Source organism: Hyphomonas sp. NPDC076881 (genome assembly GCF_050269995.1).
In the GTDB taxonomy this organism is placed as follows: Bacteria; Pseudomonadota; Alphaproteobacteria; order Caulobacterales; family Hyphomonadaceae; genus Hyphomonas.
The window spans coordinates 1-18,520 of sequence record NZ_JBNNJJ010000008.1; the positions used below are offsets into that span (position 1 = coordinate 1).

The following is an 18,520-nucleotide window of genomic DNA, read 5'->3' on the forward strand; positions in this document are numbered from 1 at the left end:
TTTGCCGAAATCTCAAGCCTGTGCCATGGTGGCCAGGTCCAACTTGCCGCTGGATTTTAACGTCAGGGCCGGACCACCGATCCCAAGCGCGTCAATATAGTCTGGCGCAGGCTTCTTCGGCGGCTCGCCGAAGGACAGCAGATGCACCTCGCCAAGAGCCGCAGCGAATTCGAGGGTCTGCGCAATCATTCGCTGACGCCCCATTTCGACCGGCCACGGCCAGCGTGTCGCTATATAAAGTACCTTCAAAATTGTCCCCAAATTACCGGAGCGCGTCCCACCACAACTCCGCAAAGTCCCATCCTCTGAAGCCCGAAAACTGCGTGCTTCAGAACTGCGTTAACCCAGAAACACACACAAACACGGCGAAAAGGTGGTCATTCCGCCGCTTCGTCGAGCGGTCTGAGATCGGCTTCACTCGCGCGCGGCAGGATCACCTCTGCCTTGGTTCCCCGGCCCGGTTTCGAACTCAGGCGCAGCTCACCGCCGTGCAGCTCTGCAAACCGGCGCACGACCGACAGGCCGAGCCCGGTTCCGGCCTTGGCGCCGGTTGCCTGCATAAAAGGCTGGGTGAGGCGGGCAAGATCGCCGGCGGGAATGCCCGCGCCCCTGTCCTGGACGCTGAGGATCGCCGCCCCCCCTTCGATCCGGGCTTCCAGGGTAACGGTCTTGCCGTTGCCGGAATACTTGATCGCGTTGGAGACGAGGTTCTGCCAGATCTGGCGCACAGCGCGTGCATCAGCCTCGGCCCAGGCCTCGCCTTGCGACTTCAGCTTCAGCGTCACCCCGGCGCGGTCAGCATGGCCCTTCAACTGGCGCATGACGGATTCTGCCGACGCTGACAGATCCACAGGCTCAGGATCAAGGCGGGGCTGGCCAGCCTCGGCGCGGGCAAGGTCGAGTATGTCATCGACCAGCAGCAGCAGGTCCGTGCCGCTCTCATGGATGATTGCCGGATAATCCGCATACACCTCTGGCATCGGCCCCATGAGTTCGGCCTGCATGATCTCGGCATAGCCCAGAATGGCGTGCAGGGGCGTGCGCAGATCATGCCCCAGAGAGGCAAAGAAGGCCGTGCGCCGTTTCAGTTCTTCCTCGAAGTCCGCGCGCGCGTCCTCCTGAGGGCCGGGCAGCCCGGCCGGCAGCGCGAAGAGGAGAATGGCGGCGCCGCCAGAACTGGTCTCGGCGGCAAACAGAACCCGCTGACCCGAAATCAGCGTGGCCTCCCCGGTCACGCGCGCGCCCGGCTGAGCAATGTCGCGAAGGAACCCGCCTGGCTCGAAAAGCGAGGCCAGCGCCGCGCCCGGCCTCATCGCGCGCAGCCCGAACGTGTCCCCGGCCGCGCCGCGCAGGCGGCCTTCCGGCGTCACATCCAGCAGCGCGGCGCCATGACCGGGCAGAGGCGGCACCGGCGGGCGGGAGGGGGTGGTCGTATGGTTGGAGGTTTCCGGCAGCGCAGCGGCGTCTGGTTGGAGTTTCTGTTGGAGTTTTTCCGCCAAGCCGGAATGCACCAGCATCCACACCATCAGCGCGGAAACGACGAGCCCGGAGAAGGCGAACGGCACCGCCACGGCCCCTGCCCATCCGGCAGGCTGAGGCACCCAACCGAGCGCTGCGCCAACCAGCACCAGGAACAGGGCAAGGGTCGCAAACACGCCCGCTTCGGCGGCCATCCGGCGGGCGCCGGCCAGAAGCCCGGCCAGCGGCGCCGCCAGCAACAATATGGTTAAGGGAGAAGCGCCCCCACCGGTCAGAATCAGTCCGGCAAGGGCCACCGCCGTCCAGGCAATCACGACCAGTCCGCGCCAGGCCGAATCACCTGCCGGAACCAGGATTCCCGCAATTCCGGGCACGCTTGCGGTAACCATGATCGCAAGCACCGGCCACAGGGGCGCACCTGCGATCAGGCCCGCAAGCCCGCTGCCGCCGCACAATGCGAGCCAGGCAACGTGGACAAACTGTAATCGCTTCTGCGACATAAGGGGGTCCAAGCGTTAACACCCCAGAGAGATTTATTAGGCATTTTCTGCCAGAACGATCACCTGCTGTATTTGTAATGTTGCAAACAGACAAGGCGAGGTTCCCCCGTCAGGGAAGTTAAGGCATCACTATCGCGTGTCGCGTGAGGGAGAGAGAAACATGGCTGCATTGCGGGTTTTCGCAGCGGTTCTGGCAGTAGCTGGGCTTGCCGGCGTATCGATAGCTCAGGGGAATGACCCGGTCTCGGAAAAGGCCGCTGTCTATATGACCTACCAGTCCGACGCAGACAAAGTCGGCGGTAAACCTTTCAAATCTTCGGGCGACATTGATGCCGCCCTTGAAACGCTCGGCTCCTACAATGCCGACCAGCTGACTCGGGGCTGGATTTCCTACTCTGCTCTCGTCGCCTCGCAGGATCCCGATTTCCGCGCCAACGTGCGCGACATCGAGGCTTTTTACGGCCGTGACCGTGTGGTCAACAGCTTCGCCACCGGCGGGGGCTATGCCCGCTCGCTCAAAGGCGGTGACGATGCGGTCGGCTCCGCCATCGCGGTGACCGATGAAGACCTGGCGCGGCTTTATTCCAACGCTGCCATCGTCAAGGAGCAGGGTTATTCCCTTCAGGGCTATGGCTGGGCCAAGTCGCGCATCCGCGATGGCAGCCGGCGCGCGGAAAACGTCAAAGTGCTGCAAGGCAAAGGCCAGGCGGCGGACAATCTTATCCTCGCTGCCCTCGTCGCGCCCAGCGCCACACCGCTTTCCGACACCAATGCAGCCGGCGTGACCACAGCCGTTGCGACCGCATCTGATGTGGCAACGGCCGTCCGCCTGCCCACCTTCCTCACCGGTGGCTTCACCGGCGGCAAGAAGAAGGTGAAGTATGGCAAGGAGCCGGTGGCAAACCAGATCGCTTCGGTGGCTGCGCTGCGCATTCTGGGCGCCGACGCGGTTGAAGAAGCCAGGCTCAGCCGTGTGATGCTGGAGCCCAGCGTCCAGAGCTGCATGAAGATGCAGAACCTTCAACTGCAAGGCTGCGTCGCCGGCGTGGGTCAGGAATTTGAGGTTCCCCACTGCATCAGCCAGCACGCGCTGGCCGAAATCGCGGACTGCCTCGGCGCCGTTTACAAATAGGCGCGCGCTACAGATTTCCATTAAGCCCCGGCGCAGCGCCTGCGCCGGGGTTTATTTTTTGCCCCGCTTGCCCCAGATGACGCCGATGAGCATTCAAGACGCCGCCGCCGACATCCGTGAAGAATTCTCCTGGCTGGAGGATTGGGAGGCTCGCTACGCCCACATCATTGATTTGGGAAAGCAGAACCCGCCGCTAAACGCCGATGAACGCACCGAGGAAAACAAGGTGCGCGGCTGCGCCTCGCAGGTCTGGATGGTCACCGGTATCGAGAATGGCCAGATCACGGTGCGGGCCGAATCCGATGCGATGATCGTTTCCGGGCTGATTGCCCTGCTCGTCCGGCTGTATTCAGGATCGGACCTGAAGGAAGCGGCGGCCTTCGATGCCGAAAGCTTTCTCGACGAGATCGGCGTCAAAGGCGCGCTGACGGCGCAACGCTCGAACGGGCTCGCCTCGATGCTGGCGCGCATCCGGCGCGATGCCGGGGCCGCGCTGGCAGGCTAGCGCCTTCAGCGGGCCGCCCTGACTGCCAGATCATAAGCCTCCGTCAGCGCCATCAGCGCAGAGAGGGCCGTCTTGTAGGCCTCCGCCTCCGCCAGCCCCGCCTCCCGCGCAAAGGCTTTCGCCGTGCCTGGATGGACCAGCAGGCTTTCAAGCTGACGAAACCGGTCCAACCCGATGGCGGCTTCCAGAGCCGTCAGGCGCGAGAGGGCCGTCTCCGGCCCTGCGCCGGGCGGCCTGCGTTCCCCGGGCCGGGACGGACGCGCAGACGCCTGGCGCGTATCGGCCAGGAAACGCTGACTTGCGGCCTTGAGCCTTGCCAGGTCGCCGGGCTTGCTGATGAAATCAGCCATAATCGTCTCGAACAGGGAAACCGGTTTCTGAGCGCTGCGCGCCCCCTCCAGCAATCTGGCGGGCGGAGAAATGGCGGCGTGCGCAGGGGCGCGCCGCTGGATGGCAAGAAAGCGCCGCGGCTTTTGCGGATCAGCATGGACCACGCCTTCGGCCTGCAGCCGCCCGGCGATCAGCGGAGACAGGCTGCCAGCCGCCGACAGCCGGGCATCCTGGCTCCGATAGGCAAGCCACTGCCCGCCGCTCTCGATCAGCATGCCACCGGCCGCCAGCACGCGGCGAACCTGCGTTTCGCTCAAGGCGCGCAATCTGGCCCGGCTCATACCGCCGCCTCCGCAGCTCGCAGCAGGACAACCGACTGGATGCCGCTGGAAAGCTGGTCGATCCAGATGTCGAAATCGGCGTCTTCCCGGTAGTCCTCAATGATCCGGCAGGCATGGGAAATGGTGGAGCGGTCCCGGCCGAAGGCGCGGGCGACACGCGCCAGGCTCATTCCGCAGGCCGTGTGGGTCAGATACATGGCAATATGCCGGGCGCGCGCGTGCACCGGATTTCCACGCTCCTCCGACAGGACCGCTTCGGCCTTCAGGCCAAGGGCGTAGGCCACCAGCGCGCCTGCCAGATAGGCCCTGTCTTCATCTCTTTGGGGATTGAACTCCGCCATTCACCACTCCTCTTCGGTTATGAGAAGATCATACCCGAGATGGAGAGGTGTAGGATAACTTTCCTATTCCAGCAAGCAAGTGCCCGGAAAATGCTGGGGATCAGGCGGCAAAGCGTGATCTGGGATGTTGGATAAGCCGGTCATCCTTGGGGATGGTCCGGAGCAACCGGCGGCTTGGCAGCAGCTCATCATGGCACAGAACCTGGCTGAGCTCGCCCTCATCGCCGACCAGCGGCAGGCGGAGCCAGGCATGGATCCTTCCACCGGCCTCGATGATGCCGCCCACCGGCTCGCCCCGCTCCAGCGCGGCAGACAGTCCGAGGGCGTAACACTCGCCATGGGCACCGGCGATTTCCGTCAGGCGCATGCCCCGCACCTCGACACCAAAAATCTCGCGCAGCCTCGAGCCGGCGATCCGGAACCGGCATTCCCCGGCCTCATCCACTTCGACGATCGAAATACAGGCCAGCGCGCTGCGCAGGGCGCCGGGATCGATATTGTCCCTCGCGACCCGGCCCTTGCCATCACGGCGCGATTGCCAGTGCTGGATCAGCACTTCCTGAGCATCGGTGATGCCTGCAAAAACATTCTGTTGACGCATGACTGCCGCCCCCGCGGTGATTCGATAAGAATCACCTATCGCGCGAGTAGACTCCGGGATCAAGAGTCAATGAAGGAATTTGTTAACATAGATTAGCGAAATATTTCATTTCGATTTCGCAACGACCCATGTTTTCTTGCGCTATGCTTAGCGTTCTTGCCGGCCAAGGCCCATTTTCTTGGCCAGTTTTGAACGTTGCGCGGAATAACCTGGCGCCACCATGGGATAGTCCGCCGGCAGCCCCCATTTCTCGCGATACTCATCCGGCGACATGTCGTATTTTGACCGCAGGTGCCGCTTCAGAGATTTGAACTTCAGCCCGTCTTCCAGGCAGACCAGATAGTCGTGCTGGATGGATTTTTTCACTGAAACGGCTGGTTTCAGCCGCTCCGGTTCGCTTACAGGGTCGCCAAGCTCCACCAGGGAGCGGTGAACATTGCGAATCAAGTCCGGAAGTTCAGTCGTTTGCACCGCATTATTCCGGACATATGCAGCCACGATTTCTGTAGCATATACAACGAAATCGTTCGACCTGACCGATACGTTCTCTTCTTCCGGCATACCCAGCACCCCATCGATTACTTGGAAATCGTATGTCACCTCTGACAAACGTCAAATACAGAAATTCCGACACTGGCTGCCGGACCGCTTCCATTGAGGCTTTATTGCACCAGTGAGGGGGTAGGCTCAGGTGGAAAAAATCGGCCAGCAAGATGAACCGGCTGGCCGTTTTGCTATCCCGCTATGCCGACAGGAAAGACATCAGCAGTACGGCCGCCAGAATAACGGCGGTCCAGATTGATGCGCCGCCGGACAGACCGCCCCGTGCGATCTCGCCTCGCGGACTGAAGGCAGATTCCAGCCGCTTGTAGGCCCGCTCGGACAACCGCGTGAACAAAGTGGCCGTCGCCGGCCCCATCTTGCCCCAGACAGTGCCCGACCATTGGACAAAGCCATAGCCGGCCTTGCGGTAGAACCAGTCGGTATCAAGGATCGTACCGGGCTTCTCGGCCGGGTAGAGCGCGAAACGCTTGAGCAGGATGAAGGCAAAGGTGGCCAGCACCAGAAGCTGCATCTGTGTCAGGATATGTTCCAGCGTGAAGGGCTGGTAGCTCGACGCCTCGATCGGATATGGCAGCAGGCTGTAGAGCCATTGATAGCCAAAGCCCGGAATGATCGCCGGCAGGCCGACGGCGATACACAGGAACGCCGCCATACCCATGGCCAGAAGCATGTTGAACGGCGCTTCCTTCACCCGCTTGCCGCTGTCATGGCCGAAGAAGGCGAAATACGGGATCTTGATACCTGAATGCTCCAGCACACCGGCGGAGGCAAAGAGCAGCATCAGCCAGACAACCACCATGCCGGGATCCGACACGCCTTCATAGGCCACCGCGCTCATCGTCAGCGACTTGGCCACGAAGCCGGAGAAGAGCGGGAAGGCCGAGATCGACAAGCCGCCGATGATACAGAACAGCGTCGTCCACGGCATGGAGCGGTAAAGCCCGCCCAGTTCCGATGCTTTGGTCGTTCCGGTCCGGTAAAGCACCGCGCCCATGCTCATGAACAGCAGGGCCTTGTAGATGATGTGGGCAAACGCATGCGCGCTGGCGCCATTGAGGGCGAGGGCGTTGCCAACCCCGGCTGTGCCCACGCCGATGGCGCAGATCATGAAGCCCACCTGGTTGTTCAGCGAATAGGCCAGAACCCGGCGCAGATCGTTTTCGATGACCGCGAAGAAAACCGGGAAGACGGTCATGATCGCCCCGATCCAGATCAGCGCATCGAAACCAGGGAACAGCCGCGCGAAACCATAAACCGCAAGCTTCGTGGTGAAGGCAGACAGAACCACTGCGCCGACCACGGATGCCTTGGGATAGGAATCCTGCAGCCAGTTATGCATGAAGGGGAAGGCCGCCTTGATGCCGAGCGCGATGAAAATGTAGATCGCGCCAGGATCGCTGAAGCTCTGGAACGCCTCAAGCGACAGCGTGCCATTGTACCGCCAGACATAGGACAGGCCATCCAGAAGGATCACACCCGACAGGATCTGGATCACCAGATAGCGCATCGACGCGAAATAGGCCGCGCGCGTGCCTGCCTGCAGCACCAGGAACACCGATGTGATGGCGGTGATTTCCCAGAAGATGAACAGCGTCATCAGGTCGCCAGCGAAACTGGCCGAAACGGCCGCGCCGGCATAGGCAAGCGCCATACCGTCCTGACGGGGATTGTTCGTGTGCAGCGCATAGATGGCGTTCAGCAGCGACGCGATGAGGAAAGCGAGGCCGAAGATGAAGTTCAGGCTGTCGACGCGGTAGAAGCTGAAGGTGATGTCGAGCGCCTCGGCAGTCAGCAGATCCACTTCATGCGGCGCCATCACGAGCAGCGCAATCGCGGCGATGGGCGTGCCGACAGTGAGTACCTGACGGACCTGGCGGTATGGGATGAACAGGGCGGCGAGACCCACAAGGATCATCAGCCAGCCGGGATTGAGGGCAGCAAGCCAAGCCGGCATCATTCTTCTCCCTCAAAGGCTTTGGGTTCGCCCGCATTCAGGCGGTCCGCAATCGCCGGATCGATATCGGCGGGCGGGCCGCTGAGATCGCCATAATAGTTTTCGTCGCGGCGCAGCAGCTTGCCGAGCGGCCAGCCCATCAGCACAACGAAGGAAAAGGCCGCAAAGCCCCAGAGCGCGTAGAAGCCCACTGCATTTGCGATACCAATCTTCTCGTGCCGGTGCACAACCAGGTCCAGCAGAACCAGAATGATCGACAGGGCCGCCATGCCCCAGAAGATGATCCCGCCGATGCCCTTTTTCTCGGTCCATCCGAAAAGCACGCGCGACATCGGATGGATGCCGTTTTCCGGGGTCCGGCTCATGGCGTTGACCTTTTCGGCCGCCGTTTTCACGAAGCGGCCGGACGTATCCCGGACGGGAGGGGTCGTGTCGTTGCTCATGGCAGCGCGGCCTCCTGAACTGTTGTTGTGGCCGCATCGAGCGCAGGGGCCAGGAAGTCACCCATCGGATCGACCAGCAGGAAGAGGATGAGGCAGAGGAAGGCCGTGAACAGCGGCGCCGCCACCGTCAATGCGGGCGCCCCGCCCGGCCGCTTGAACTCCTTCGCCGGAGCTTCCGGCGGCGGCGGCATCAGCGCCAGGATCGGGATCGGCAGCAGATAGGCAATGTTGAGCACCGACGATGCGATCAGGATGAACGGCACCCAATCTGCCCCGCGGTCGACCGCGCCCTGCATCAGCTCATATTTCGGCCAGTCGCCAGCAAAGGGCGGCACCCCGATGATCGACAGGGACGCCATGAAGAAGGCGATGAAGATCAGCGGCATCTTCCGGCCCAGGCCGCGCATGTCGGAGATGTTGGTGAGCCCTGTGGCCACATAGATGGCCCCGGCGCACATGAAGAGTGTGATCTTGGCGGCGGCGTGAGCGGCAATCTGCAGCGAGCCGCCCATGAAGCCCGCCTTGTCTGCCAGCATGGCCCCGAGCGTGACATAGGCCAGCTGCGCCACCGTTGAATAGGCCAGGCGTGCCTTGAGATTGTCCTTGGTCAGCGCAATCAGCGACGCCACCACAATGGTGATACACGCCACATCCATCAGGAATTCGCGGGAGGGGGTCGCGTTCAGCAAATCTGCGCCGAAGATGTACATCGACACCTTCAGCACCGTGAACACCCCTGCCTTCACGACTGCCACCGCATGCAGCAGCGCCGAGACCGGCGTTGGCGCAACCATCGCGTTGGGCAGCCAGAAATGGAACGGCATCAGCGCCGCCTTGCCGATGCCGAACACGAACAGCAGCAGCAGCGCGCTGGCCACGGCCGGCGAGATCTGGACATTCGCCAGAAGGCCGCCATCGACAAAATCCAGGCGCTGGCCGGCCACGAACCAGGTCCACATGATCGCCGTCAGGAAGAAGCCGATAGAGGTGCCAAGCAGGGTCAGCAGGTAAATGCGGGCGCCGCGCTGGGCTGCGGCATCTCCCTTGTGCGCGACCAGCGGATAGGTCGACAGCGTCAGCACTTCATAGAAGATGAAGAGGGTGAACAGATTGCCCGCAGAGGCAACGCCCATCGCGCCGCAGATGGCGATGGCAAAGCAGATGTAGAAGCGCGTCTGGTTGCGCTCGCGGTTCCCGCGCATGTAGCCGATGGAATAGAACGAGTTCACGATCCAGAGACCGCTGGCCACGATCGCGAACAGGGCGCCGAGCGGCTCCAGCTTGAATGCAATCTCAAGCCCAGGCGCTGCCTGGCCGACGAACAGTTCCGGGCGCACGCCGGACGACACCAGCGCCGCCAGCTGGATCACCACCGCAAACAGGGCAATCGATCCAAGAATTGTGACGCCTTCCCGGATGTTCGGGAACTTGCCCATGGCGGCAATACCCGCCGCGATCAGCAGCGGCAGGATGATGACCGCCGCAATGAGGGTTTCCGGGTTCATCGGAACGCCTCCACACCAAGGGCAGCCACCGCCCCGTCGCGGGCAAGACCCAGCGGGAAGTCGGCGGCGATGCCGAAATAAAGATTGGCGAGCGCCAGTATCCAGAGCGGCACAAGGATAAGCAGCGGCGCCTCCTTATGGGTTTTGCGCGGGTTGATCGGCGGTTGGAAGAAGGCCGCCTGCAGAATACGGCCGACATAGAAGACAGCCAGGAAGCTGGAGAAAACGACGAGCAGCACAGCCCACCACCAGCCCTCGGCAAACAGTGCGTAGCCCAGTTGCAGCTTGGACATGAAGCCCGCCGTCAGCGGCACGCCGATCAGCGAAAGCCCGGCAATGGCAAAAGCCGTCATCGTCCACGGCGCCGTGCGGCCAAGGCCGGCAAAGTCCCGGATCGTCGTGCCCTGATTGGTCATCACGATCCCCGCAATGGCCATGAACAGCGCGCCCTTCATCAGGGCGTGATTGAAGAGGTGAAGCAGGCCCGACGCCACACCCGGCGCGGTGGCCAGCGACACGCCCAGAAGCATGTAGCCAACCTGCGCAACGGAAGAATAGGCCAGTACACGGCGCACATCGGTCTGGAACACAGCCTGGAAGCTGCAGATCACCATCGCAGCAATACCCAGCGGCGCGAGCAGCCAGGAGAAGCTTGCCAGTTCGAAACTGTATTCCGGGCGGAAGACGGTGAACAGGAACCGGATCAGCGCATAGAGCGCCACCTTGGTGGCCGTTGCCGACAGAAAGACGGTGACGAAGCTCGGGCTGTAGGAATAGGCGTTGGGCAGCCACTGGTGGAGCGGCCACATCGCCGCTTTCAGGCCGAGCCCCACAATGATGAAGGCAAAGCCGACCTGGACCGAACGATTGTCAGTCAGCGCGGGCAGACGATCTGCAATATCGGCCATGTTCAGCGTACCGGTGGCCGCATAGAGGAAGCCGATACCGATGATGTAGAAGCTGGCGCCCAGCGTCCCCATGATCAGATAGTTGAAGGCCGCCGGCAGCGCGCGCCGGTCACGCCGCGCGCCCATGGCAACCATCACATAGGTCGCCAGCGAACTGATCTCGAGGAAGACGAAGAGGTTGAAGGCGTCTCCCGTAGACGCCACGCCCAGCAGGCCGGCCATACAGAGCAGGAAGGCCGCATAGAACATGCCCAGCTTGTTGCGATTGCTGAGTTCGGAAGTGACCGTCGGCCAGGAAAATACCGATGCCAGGAAACCGATACCGGTCACCAGCAGAAGGATCATCGCATTCAGCGCATCGGTCCGGAATTCGATGCCGATGGGCGGCGGCCAGCGGCCGATTTCATAGGACAGGATGCCCGTCGGCGAGGATTGCACCAATCCCAGCGTGACGATGGCCAGATAGAAGGAAACGCCCGCCGTCAGCACGGATATAAGCCAGGCTGCGCGCCCGTTGGGCAAGATCGCCACGAGCGGCGCGATCAGCATCGGCACCGCGACGATCAGCACCGGCGCGTGCGCAAGCGCCCAGGCGGGCGCGGAGGTCAGCACGGATTCCAGCGTCATGCCGAAGCCTCTTTGATGTCTTTGTCTGCTTCGAGTTCCTGGGCGAGCGCGGTCTGCATGTCGATCTCGCGAACCTCATCGGCTTCGATGGTGCCGTAAGCTTCCCGGATACGGACGATCAGCGCGAGGCCAAGCGACAGCGTGGCGACCCCGACGACGATGGCTGTCAGCATCAGTACATGCGGCAACGGGTTGGAATAGACGTGATGCAGGTCTGCAAACCGCTCGCCAGTCGCCGCCAGCAGGGAGTCTGGGCCGTTCACACCGTCATGCACGGGGTCGGAATGATAAGGGGTGTCTTCGGGCAGAAGAATCGGCGCCGTTCCCCCGCTGACCTTGCCGAGCGACACATAGAAAAGGCAGATCGTCGTCTGGAAGATCGACAGACCGACAAGGCGCTTGATGAGGTTTTCTGCGGAAAAGGCAATGTAAAGGCCAATCATCATGAGACAGATGATTGCCCAGTAGCCTGCGCGTTCGAGAACAAATTCGACCATGGCTTACCAGTCCTCGTCGCGGATTTCAGCCACGCGGCCGGCCAGCGCGTAGAAGATGGTGATCATCGCGCCGGTGACCGCAAACAGCACACCCAGCTCGACGATGATGATGCCTGCATGCTGGCCGTCATGACCGCCCGGAGGCTCGCCAAACAGCGCCTGGTATTCGAGGAACAGGCCTCCCTGCATCATCGACCAGAAACCGACGCCGACATAGATCAGCACACCGACGGCCGCCAGCGTGCGGGCAAATACCGGCGGCACCGCCTGCATGGTATTGGTCAGGCCGAAGATCAGGGCGTTCAGGATGATGGCAACCGCCAGAACCACGCCGGCCTGGAAGGCGCCGCCCGGTCCCACTTCGCCGTGGAACTGGACATAGAACCCGTAGATCACAATCAGCGGGATGAAGCATTTTCCGATGACGCGCAAAATCACGTGATGATCACTCTTCATGATGCATCGCCCTCTTTACCCTTGCGCTTCTTGTTCCGCAGCGTTTCGGCGAGAGACCGCTCGCCAAAGCCCAGCAGCATGGCAACGGCCAGACCGGCAACAAAGACCACGACCGTCTCGCCCATCGTGTCAAAGCCACGATAGCTCGCCAGAACCGAGGTCACGACGTTCGGAACGCCGGTATCGAACCAGTTCACATGCACATAGGTCATGCCCGGTCCGGTATTGGCGGGAGAGTTGGGATCGCCGAGCCCCGGCAGATCGACGGTTGCGTAGATCAGCATGGCAGCGGTGGCGCCGCAGACCAGGAACGGGCCGAGTTTCGACAGTGGCTTCTCGGGCTTGGCAGTGCGCGCCGTCAGCAGCATCGCCCCCAGAAGCACCGCTGTGGACATGCCCGCCCCGACCGCCGCTTCGGTGTAGCCCACATCGACCGCATCCACCGCGATGTACCAGGCAGCAGAGACAAGCGAATAGACGCCCGACAGCATAACGATCGCAAACAGGCTGCGCAGCCTTGCGATGGCAAGCGCCACAATAAACAGGATGGCCAGAAGCGTGATGTTGATCAGCAGCGGGCCGGCATCTGCCGTAAACAGGTCCCTCATGCTTCGTCCTCCGGATTAGCGGCGCCCACTGGGCCAATCCGCGGCTGCAGGCCAGCGACATGCGCGGCATTCACCAGCGCATGCGAGGCTGCAGGGCTGGTGAGGAACAGGAAAATGAAGATGCAGAGCAGCTTGACCAGCACGAGCCAGTTGGGCGCCATCAGCGCCATGCCGATCAACAGCAGCGCAGCGCCGGATGTGTCGGTCACGCTGGCCGCGTGAAGGCGGGTGTAGAAGTCGGGAAAGCGCAGCACGCCGATGGCGCTGATAATGCAAAGAAACCCGCCGGCAAGGCATGCCAGCCCGCCGAGGGGATAGCGCAGGAACTCCCAGAAATTTCCAATGTTCGCAAGGAATTCGCCCATGTCATTCACCGCCTTTGGCAGGGTCAACCCGCCGGGCAAGAGGCACCTGGAAAGAACGGTAGCGGAAGAATTTCAAGATCGCGATCGTGGTGACGAAGTTGATCAGCGTGTAGATCATTGCGATGTCCAGGAAGTCGGGCCGGCCCATCACATAGCCGAGCAGCCCGATGACGAGCACGGTTTTAGTGCCGAAGGCGTTGACCGCCAGAATGCGGTCATAGAGCGTCGGCCCCATCAGCGCGCGCACGAGCAGCAACACCATTCCGATCAGAATGGCGATCAGAGCAGCAGCGGTCATGCGCGGCCCTCCTTGGGGTCGCAGGCGGCGGCACAACGTTTATCCATCTCGATGAACCCCTCCGGCTCCGTGCCGGACTCGTAGAGCCCGTGAACGAGGAGCTTGTCCCCTTCGATCTCCACGGTCACCGTGCCCGGCGTCATGGTGATCGAGTTGGCGAATGTCACTCTGGCGAGGTCGGTCTTGCAGGTGGTTTTGATCTTCGTGAGCGTCGGGGTGATGTCGAGATCAGCGCGCAGGCACGCGCGGATCACAACCCAGTTCGACTTCACGACTTCGACCGCCAGCCAGGGATAATACTTCATCAGCTGAGGCAGCCGCACATAGGGCGCGCCTTCGCGATCGATGATGTCCAGCCGGTAGGCTAGTATCATCGTCAGCAGCACCGAGGCGCCGCCAAATCCGAGCATCAGCGGCTTGTAGTGGCCCGAATTACCGAGCCAGAAAGCCACCAAGGCCGCCAGTAGTCCCAAGAAATACGCCACAGCGCCCCTCAGCTCCGACCGATCCCAATTTGGTGAACGACCCACCTAAAGGGCGCGGGCCCGCTTGAAAAGCCCGTTCGCCCCGAAAAAGACACTAACGCCCGAAGACGAGGCGGGCGGTGCGTTGTGCGGTAGAGAATTCAGCCTCTTCATTGGCGGGCTCTCCCAGGGATTGGGCGTGGCGTAGCGCCGCAGGCGAGTAAGCCGAGGACAAAGCCCAGTTCCAATAGCGCAGTGTTGTCTGCGCTTTGAGCACCGAAAGGACCTCGTATGTTTCCGCAACCAGCTGGAATTGCGGATGCGGCACGCCGGGGTCTAGCTCCAGCGGCCGGCGCAAGGCGGTCCAGAGCATGCCGAGATATTCCCGCTTGAGGCCGGTCGCCTTGCAAAGCACTGCCAGGGCTTCCCCGCCCGGATCAGACAGTATCTTGGCGGCCGTCACTGGCTTGATGCCCGAGAGATACCCGATCTCCTGGGCGATCTTTGCTTCCATGCCCTCGCTGGCCGCAGCATGGACCGCGTCTTCGAGGCTGTCATACGGGCTGCGCTCAATGGCGGCCCGGTTGCGCTGACGCCGTTCGATCAGTTGCAGCGCCTTGCGCGTGACGGGATCCTGCCACCCTTCGGCCGCCGCCATTTCGAACACGTCCGAGCAGAGGGAGATCATTTCCTGACGCTCGGCCGCATGGCGCGTCAGGATCTTCCGGCGCGTGGCGGCATCTGCCCACCAGAACATTGCCATCGCATGGGAAGGCTTGAGTTCAATCCGGTCGGCCAGCAGCGGGCAATAACCAGGCTCGTCCCGGGAAGCAGCGATCAGCCTGTCCATGGTCGTCTCGGCGAAGGCTGCCGTCCGGTTTGCCAACAGCTCCCGCACGACATGGGGCTCACCAACGTCTGAAAGGGCAGCGGTGACAGATACCGAAAGATTACGCCGCCGGGCGACCGTCAGCCGGTGTTCGGGTGTGGTCTGCCGGACGATCTCCGCAAGGTCGCAATCATCGAACGCCTCGCTTTCTTCCAGCAGAGGCCGGGCCACCGCATAGTTCGACTGGGCAAGATACCGCAGGAGACGCCGGGGCGCTTCGCGGCTGCCCGCCAGGCGCGCGGAACACATCACGCGCTCGCGCTCACCGGCATGAAACAGCATATCGAGCAGAATGTCCCCGGCCATCTGCCGGTCCTGAGGCGGAATGCGGGACGCCGGCATTGAGACAACATCCAGTATCCGGCGGAGAAGCGCTTCCTGAGCAGCTCCTGCCGGCAGATGTGTCCTGGATTCTGTGGCGTCAGCCATGCGCAAACCTCGGGCAGCGCCGGGCAGATTTGCATCAATTGATTAATGAGAAATGGAGCCAGGTTTACGCTTGCCGCCAGTATTGAGCAGGCGTCAGCACCCGGCTGGTGCGCGACCGCCCCGGATGCACGACCAGCAGCAACAGGCTCAGCGCCAGCAGGATGACCGCCACCAGAAAATGGGTTCCGCCGTCGAGCGTCCCATCCGCAAGGGCAATCTCCCGCCCCAGCCAGGGTGAAAGATGCAGCGCAACCCCAGTGCCATAAATCAGCACGGCAATCACGGCTCCCAGCCGGCGGCTGAAGGGCAAAAGGATCAGGATGGCTGCCACAAGCTCCAGCAACCCGGCAACAAACCGGCCTGCCGGCTCGAACAGCGTTATCCCTGATTTCTCGGCCAGCGCGGCAAACACCACGTGCTGGCCCGGCGGATCGAAGAATTTCACGTCCCCTGCAACCGGTGCCGGCCAGGGATGCAGCGTCAGATGGAGGAACATCGCCGCCAGGGCCAGGGCGATCCCCCAGCTGACCGCGTACCGGAACGTCCGCATCGGAAGAGACCTCACCCACATGGTTTTCAAGTCTTAAAAAACCTATCGGCACAGTCCTGGCTTTGCAACCATGCCCGGCTGCTGCTAGCGGTTCGGGTTCCATTATCGGCAGGTTTGTATGAGTATGCGCCGCGTGGGGACCAATCAGTGACAGAAGACGCCGGAAAAGACGCCGAAGAAACGCGCGCTCAGGAAACCAGCCCGGCCGCCGTCGATGCGACCGTGAACGTGACGTCACCGGTCAGCGGCGTCAGCGAAGCGATTACGGCCGGCGCGTCCTTTCTGGTAACCGCCACCAATTGGCGGGCGAGGAAACTGCGCCGCGGCGTGAGGATCGAACTGCCGGCCTATCTCAGCGTCCAGTGCAGCTGGTTCATGGCGTTCGGCCTCCAGCTTGTCCTTTTTCCGTATCTGATCACCGGGCGAAACCACCTGCATCTGGACGGCCTTGCGCTCGGGCTGGCCAACATGGCCCTGTCAGCCCCGTCGGTGGTGTTCCTTCTGATTGGCGGCGTGGTGGCCGAGCGCGCCGATGGCCGCCGCCTGCTCATCCTGCTTCATCTTCTGGCTTCGGTGCCGTCCCTCTTTCTCGCTTTCGCTGTGTCGCGCGGAGAGCTGAGCTATCTGGCTATGATCTTCTACGCGCTGGCCATCGGCACCATCGGCGCCTTCATAATGCCTGCGCGCGACGCCATCGTGAATGAAGTGGTCGAACGGCGGATGCGCGTCGGCTCAAGCGTGACCCTGCAGCTAGGGGTGACGCTCGCCACCATGGCGCAGTTTTTAGCCCAGATCGGAGGGCTCGTCCTGGCCGGCTATGCCGACAAGGCCACCCGGATGCCGCCCTGGCTTGGCGGCTTCTCGGTCGGCCCGATTTCGGCCAGCACCCTGCTGATTGTTCAGGGCGTTGCGCTCGCCTGCGGCGCAGGCTTTGCCCTCTTCATGGCCCGCGGGCGCCAGGTGCGCACCGGCCGCAAGGGGCTCGGCGCGGCCGTTGGAGACATCCTTGAGGGCGTGAAAGCCGTGCGCAGCGACGCAAAGCTCTCGGCCATGACGATGCTGATGTTCGGTGTCGGCGTGTTCGTGATCGGGTCTTTCCTGGTCGTGCTGCCGATCATCAACCGGGATGTCTACCATTTCGGCTCCTCCGGCATCCGGGACATGTTCGTCACCTTCTGGATGGGCGCCTTTGCCTCGTCCGTCGTGCTGGCGATCTTCCGCCGCATCAAGCGCCAGGGCCGCCTGCTGTTGACCGCCCAGTTCATCGCATCTGCCGGCATGATCCCGATGCTCTGGGTGGTGCCGCACTGGGCATTCCTGATGATCGTGTTCATCTGGGGCAATGCGGCGGGCATCTCCATCGCCATGAGCCGGTCGATCGTCCAGGACGCAGCCCCGAAAGAGAAACTCGCGCGCGTCCTTTCCATTTACCAGCTCGGCTTCATGGCAGGGGCCCCTTTCGGCGCCGCGCTGATGGGGCTGCTGGTGGACCTTTTCGGCCCCCAGAAGATCGCCGTGGTACCTGCCGGCGGCATGATCCTGTTGATTCTGTGGATGGTGTTCTTCACCCCTGTCTGGAACATGAAGGGGTCTGCCTGGGTCGCCCATCATGAAGGCGGCAAGTAGCAGGCGGGCAGGATGACAAGGCGCTGAAACTCGCCTAGCGATGGGCCCATGAGCCACATGCCCCGCGCCACAGTCCTGACCGGTAATATTGCCGACAATTGGAGGACGCTTGATGCCCTGCATCCGGGCGCAACCACGGCAGCTGTCGTCAAGGCAGACGCCTATGGCCTTGGCATCGCGCGGGTTGCGCGCGCCCTGCGGATTGCCGGTTGCCAGACGTTCTTTGTGGCCTATCCGGAAGAAGGCGCCGCTGTCCGCAAGGCGGCTGGCAAGGCGGCCCGCATCTTTGTGCTGAACGGGCCGATGCCCGGCCGGGAGCTCGCGCTTTACCGGGACGCAGATCTGACAGCCGTGCTTTCCAGCGAGGCCCATGTCCTCCTCTGGACCAATACCATGCAGGGCTCCTGCGCCTTGCAGTTCAATACCGGGATGAACCGCCTCGGCCTGCCGACAGATCTGGGCGAGAAGGAACTGGCCAGTCTGCGCCGGTTGCAGCCCGTGCTGGTGATGAGCCATCTTGCCTGCGCCGATGAGCCGGACCATCCGATGAACGCGCAGCAGCGCAAGGCCTTCAACGAGGTGGCTGACGCCTTCCCCGACACCCCTGCCAGCCTTGCCAATTCCAATGGCTGTTATCTGGGCAAGAAGTTCGCTTACGATCTGACCCGCCCCGGCCTCGCCCTTTATGGCGGCACCCAGCCCCCGGCCGGGATCGATCTGAAGACCGCCGTGATCCTTGAGGCCAGCATCCTCTCGGTCTTCACCGGGCGCGCCGGCGGGCATGTGGGCTATGGCGCCACCCATACGCTGACCGAAGACCGCCTTCTGGCCACCTGCAGCCTCGGCTATGCTGACGGCTTGCCCCGTTCCGGCGGCGGCCAGATGACCGCCTGGCTGGGCGATCTGCCCTGCCCGGTCCTGGGGCGTATTTCGATGGATCTGATTACGATCGACATCACGGGCTGCACCAAGCAACCGAAAATCGGCGAACGGGTTGAATTCCTGGGCGAGAACGCCAAACTCGAGGCGCAGGCATCTGCCTGTGGCACGCTGGGTTACGAACTGCTGACAGGCCTTGGCCCCAGAGTGCAACGTGTTTACCGCTGAG

General features: G+C 62.5%; 22 protein-coding genes. 4 read left to right on the forward strand and 18 right to left on the reverse strand.

The window, feature by feature from the left end:
• Nucleotides 1–12: 12 nt before the first annotated feature.
• Together ACQKI2_RS09880 and ACQKI2_RS09885 are read right to left on the reverse strand one after the other, a co-directional pair.
• Nucleotides 13–189 (reverse strand): hypothetical protein, encoded by a 177-nt coding sequence (locus ACQKI2_RS09880; RefSeq protein ID WP_427379537.1) that lies wholly within the window; start codon nt 187–189, stop codon nt 13–15.
• Between the two features lie 188 nt (nt 190–377).
• Nucleotides 378–1,979: a sensor histidine kinase gene (locus ACQKI2_RS09885; protein WP_427379538.1), complete on the reverse strand. Its 1,602-nt coding sequence runs from the start codon at nt 1,977–1,979 to the stop codon at nt 378–380.
• Nucleotides 1,980–2,139: 160 nt separating this feature from the next.
• On the opposite strand from ACQKI2_RS09885, the gene ACQKI2_RS09890 reads away from it, so the two are divergent.
• The gene (locus ACQKI2_RS09890) at nt 2,140–3,111 is read left to right on the forward strand and encodes a hypothetical protein (protein WP_427379539.1); all 972 of its coding nucleotides are present in this window, start codon (nt 2,140–2,142) and stop codon (nt 3,109–3,111) included.
• A gap of 85 nt (nt 3,112–3,196) precedes the next feature.
• Nucleotides 3,197–3,616 carry a SufE family protein gene (locus tag ACQKI2_RS09895; protein ID WP_427379540.1) on the forward strand — a complete coding sequence of 140 codons (420 nt, stop codon included), beginning with the start codon at nt 3,197–3,199 and terminating at the stop codon, nt 3,614–3,616.
• Between the two features lie 5 nt (nt 3,617–3,621).
• Here the strand turns inward: ACQKI2_RS09895 and ACQKI2_RS09900 are convergent, their stop codons facing one another.
• The 16 genes from ACQKI2_RS09900 to ACQKI2_RS09975 form a co-directional block, all read right to left on the reverse strand.
• Complete coding sequence (locus ACQKI2_RS09900; protein WP_427379541.1) at nt 3,622–4,287, reverse strand: hypothetical protein; 666 nt, start codon at nt 4,285–4,287, stop codon at nt 3,622–3,624.
• Nucleotides 4,284–4,628 carry a helix-turn-helix domain-containing protein gene (locus ACQKI2_RS09905; RefSeq protein WP_427379542.1) on the reverse strand — a complete coding sequence of 115 codons (345 nt, stop codon included), beginning with the start codon at nt 4,626–4,628 and terminating at the stop codon, nt 4,284–4,286. Before ACQKI2_RS09905 ends, ACQKI2_RS09900 begins: the two co-directional genes overlap by 4 nt.
• Before the next feature lie 100 nt (nt 4,629–4,728).
• A complete protein-coding gene (locus ACQKI2_RS09910; RefSeq protein ID WP_427379543.1) occupies nt 4,729–5,229 on the reverse strand; it encodes a PAS domain-containing protein in 501 nt (166 codons plus the stop codon).
• 147 nt (nt 5,230–5,376) lie between these two features.
• Nucleotides 5,377–5,790 carry a MucR family transcriptional regulator gene (locus tag ACQKI2_RS09915; protein ID WP_427379544.1) on the reverse strand — a complete coding sequence of 138 codons (414 nt, stop codon included), beginning with the start codon at nt 5,788–5,790 and terminating at the stop codon, nt 5,377–5,379.
• A gap of 181 nt (nt 5,791–5,971) precedes the next feature.
• A complete protein-coding gene (locus ACQKI2_RS09920; RefSeq protein ID WP_427379545.1) occupies nt 5,972–7,747 on the reverse strand; it encodes a Na(+)/H(+) antiporter subunit D in 1,776 nt (591 codons plus the stop codon).
• Nucleotides 7,747–8,190, reverse strand: a complete 444-nt coding sequence (locus ACQKI2_RS09925; RefSeq protein WP_427379546.1) for a hypothetical protein — start codon at nt 8,188–8,190, stop codon at nt 7,747–7,749. Before ACQKI2_RS09925 ends, ACQKI2_RS09920 begins: the two co-directional genes overlap by 1 nt.
• A complete protein-coding gene (locus tag ACQKI2_RS09930) occupies nt 8,187–9,695 on the reverse strand; it encodes a proton-conducting transporter membrane subunit (protein ID WP_427379547.1) in 1,509 nt (502 codons plus the stop codon). Before ACQKI2_RS09930 ends, ACQKI2_RS09925 begins: the two co-directional genes overlap by 4 nt.
• The gene (locus tag ACQKI2_RS09935) at nt 9,692–11,230 is read right to left on the reverse strand and encodes a monovalent cation/H+ antiporter subunit D family protein (protein ID WP_427379548.1); all 1,539 of its coding nucleotides are present in this window, start codon (nt 11,228–11,230) and stop codon (nt 9,692–9,694) included. Before ACQKI2_RS09935 ends, ACQKI2_RS09930 begins: the two co-directional genes overlap by 4 nt.
• The gene (locus ACQKI2_RS09940) at nt 11,227–11,727 is read right to left on the reverse strand and encodes a cation:proton antiporter subunit C (protein WP_427379549.1); all 501 of its coding nucleotides are present in this window, start codon (nt 11,725–11,727) and stop codon (nt 11,227–11,229) included. Before ACQKI2_RS09940 ends, ACQKI2_RS09935 begins: the two co-directional genes overlap by 4 nt.
• A gap of 3 nt (nt 11,728–11,730) precedes the next feature.
• Nucleotides 11,731–12,183: a Na(+)/H(+) antiporter subunit B gene (locus ACQKI2_RS09945; protein WP_427379550.1), complete on the reverse strand. Its 453-nt coding sequence runs from the start codon at nt 12,181–12,183 to the stop codon at nt 11,731–11,733.
• Nucleotides 12,180–12,791, reverse strand: coding sequence for a DUF4040 domain-containing protein (locus ACQKI2_RS09950; RefSeq protein ID WP_427379551.1), 612 nt, complete (start codon nt 12,789–12,791; stop codon nt 12,180–12,182). The genes ACQKI2_RS09945 and ACQKI2_RS09950 overlap by 4 nt, the downstream gene beginning before the upstream one ends.
• Nucleotides 12,788–13,156 carry a monovalent cation/H(+) antiporter subunit G gene (mnhG, locus tag ACQKI2_RS09955; protein WP_427379552.1) on the reverse strand — a complete coding sequence of 123 codons (369 nt, stop codon included), beginning with the start codon at nt 13,154–13,156 and terminating at the stop codon, nt 12,788–12,790. The genes ACQKI2_RS09950 and mnhG overlap by 4 nt, the downstream gene beginning before the upstream one ends.
• A 1-nt stretch (nt 13,157) precedes the next feature.
• A complete protein-coding gene (locus ACQKI2_RS09960; protein WP_035593356.1) occupies nt 13,158–13,454 on the reverse strand; it encodes a monovalent cation/H+ antiporter complex subunit F in 297 nt (98 codons plus the stop codon).
• Nucleotides 13,451–13,906 carry a Na+/H+ antiporter subunit E gene (locus tag ACQKI2_RS09965; protein ID WP_427379553.1) on the reverse strand — a complete coding sequence of 152 codons (456 nt, stop codon included), beginning with the start codon at nt 13,904–13,906 and terminating at the stop codon, nt 13,451–13,453. Before ACQKI2_RS09965 ends, ACQKI2_RS09960 begins: the two co-directional genes overlap by 4 nt.
• A gap of 127 nt (nt 13,907–14,033) precedes the next feature.
• The gene (locus tag ACQKI2_RS09970; RefSeq protein WP_427379554.1) at nt 14,034–15,236 is read right to left on the reverse strand and encodes a DUF2336 domain-containing protein; all 1,203 of its coding nucleotides are present in this window, start codon (nt 15,234–15,236) and stop codon (nt 14,034–14,036) included.
• A 64-nt stretch (nt 15,237–15,300) separates the two neighbouring features.
• Entirely contained in the window at nt 15,301–15,786 is a 486-nt protein-coding gene (locus tag ACQKI2_RS09975; RefSeq protein ID WP_427379555.1) for a hypothetical protein, read from the reverse strand.
• A gap of 147 nt (nt 15,787–15,933) precedes the next feature.
• Here ACQKI2_RS09975 and ACQKI2_RS09980 point away from each other — a divergent pair, with 147 nt between their 5' ends.
• Both ACQKI2_RS09980 and alr read left to right on the forward strand, forming a co-directional pair.
• Nucleotides 15,934–17,412, forward strand: coding sequence for an MFS transporter (locus ACQKI2_RS09980; RefSeq protein WP_427379556.1), 1,479 nt, complete (start codon nt 15,934–15,936; stop codon nt 17,410–17,412).
• A 48-nt stretch (nt 17,413–17,460) separates the two neighbouring features.
• Nucleotides 17,461–18,519: an alanine racemase gene (gene alr, locus ACQKI2_RS09985; RefSeq protein WP_427379557.1), complete on the forward strand. Its 1,059-nt coding sequence runs from the start codon at nt 17,461–17,463 to the stop codon at nt 18,517–18,519.
• Nucleotide 18,520 lies beyond the last annotated feature (1 nt).

What these genes read in the sequence shown, in the direction of transcription:
- ACQKI2_RS09880 (WP_427379537.1), bottom strand. Translation starts at nt 189, where the DNA reads ATGATTGCGCAGACCCTCGAATTCGCTGCGGCTCTTGGCGAGGTGCAT.
- ACQKI2_RS09885 (WP_427379538.1), bottom strand. Translation starts at nt 1,979, where the DNA reads ATGTCGCAGAAGCGATTACAGTTTGTCCACGTTGCCTGGCTCGCATTG.
- ACQKI2_RS09890 (WP_427379539.1), top strand. Translation starts at nt 2,140, where the DNA reads ATGGCTGCATTGCGGGTTTTCGCAGCGGTTCTGGCAGTAGCTGGGCTT.
- ACQKI2_RS09895 (WP_427379540.1), top strand. Translation starts at nt 3,197, where the DNA reads ATGAGCATTCAAGACGCCGCCGCCGACATCCGTGAAGAATTCTCCTGG.
- ACQKI2_RS09900 (WP_427379541.1), bottom strand. Translation starts at nt 4,287, where the DNA reads ATGAGCCGGGCCAGATTGCGCGCCTTGAGCGAAACGCAGGTTCGCCGC.
- ACQKI2_RS09905 (WP_427379542.1), bottom strand. Translation starts at nt 4,628, where the DNA reads ATGGCGGAGTTCAATCCCCAAAGAGATGAAGACAGGGCCTATCTGGCA.
- ACQKI2_RS09910 (WP_427379543.1), bottom strand. Translation starts at nt 5,229, where the DNA reads ATGCGTCAACAGAATGTTTTTGCAGGCATCACCGATGCTCAGGAAGTG.
- ACQKI2_RS09915 (WP_427379544.1), bottom strand. Translation starts at nt 5,790, where the DNA reads ATGCCGGAAGAAGAGAACGTATCGGTCAGGTCGAACGATTTCGTTGTA.
- ACQKI2_RS09920 (WP_427379545.1), bottom strand. Translation starts at nt 7,747, where the DNA reads ATGCCGGCTTGGCTTGCTGCCCTCAATCCCGGCTGGCTGATGATCCTT.
- ACQKI2_RS09925 (WP_427379546.1), bottom strand. Translation starts at nt 8,190, where the DNA reads ATGAGCAACGACACGACCCCTCCCGTCCGGGATACGTCCGGCCGCTTC.
- ACQKI2_RS09930 (WP_427379547.1), bottom strand. Translation starts at nt 9,695, where the DNA reads ATGAACCCGGAAACCCTCATTGCGGCGGTCATCATCCTGCCGCTGCTG.
- ACQKI2_RS09935 (WP_427379548.1), bottom strand. Translation starts at nt 11,230, where the DNA reads ATGACGCTGGAATCCGTGCTGACCTCCGCGCCCGCCTGGGCGCTTGCG.
- ACQKI2_RS09940 (WP_427379549.1), bottom strand. Translation starts at nt 11,727, where the DNA reads ATGGTCGAATTTGTTCTCGAACGCGCAGGCTACTGGGCAATCATCTGT.
- ACQKI2_RS09945 (WP_427379550.1), bottom strand. Translation starts at nt 12,183, where the DNA reads ATGAAGAGTGATCATCACGTGATTTTGCGCGTCATCGGAAAATGCTTC.
- ACQKI2_RS09950 (WP_427379551.1), bottom strand. Translation starts at nt 12,791, where the DNA reads ATGAGGGACCTGTTTACGGCAGATGCCGGCCCGCTGCTGATCAACATC.
- mnhG (WP_427379552.1), bottom strand. Translation starts at nt 13,156, where the DNA reads ATGGGCGAATTCCTTGCGAACATTGGAAATTTCTGGGAGTTCCTGCGC.
- ACQKI2_RS09960 (WP_035593356.1), bottom strand. Translation starts at nt 13,454, where the DNA reads ATGACCGCTGCTGCTCTGATCGCCATTCTGATCGGAATGGTGTTGCTG.
- ACQKI2_RS09970 (WP_427379554.1), bottom strand. Translation starts at nt 15,236, where the DNA reads ATGGCTGACGCCACAGAATCCAGGACACATCTGCCGGCAGGAGCTGCT.
- ACQKI2_RS09975 (WP_427379555.1), bottom strand. Translation starts at nt 15,786, where the DNA reads ATGCGGACGTTCCGGTACGCGGTCAGCTGGGGGATCGCCCTGGCCCTG.
- alr (WP_427379557.1), top strand. Translation starts at nt 17,461, where the DNA reads ATGAGCCACATGCCCCGCGCCACAGTCCTGACCGGTAATATTGCCGAC.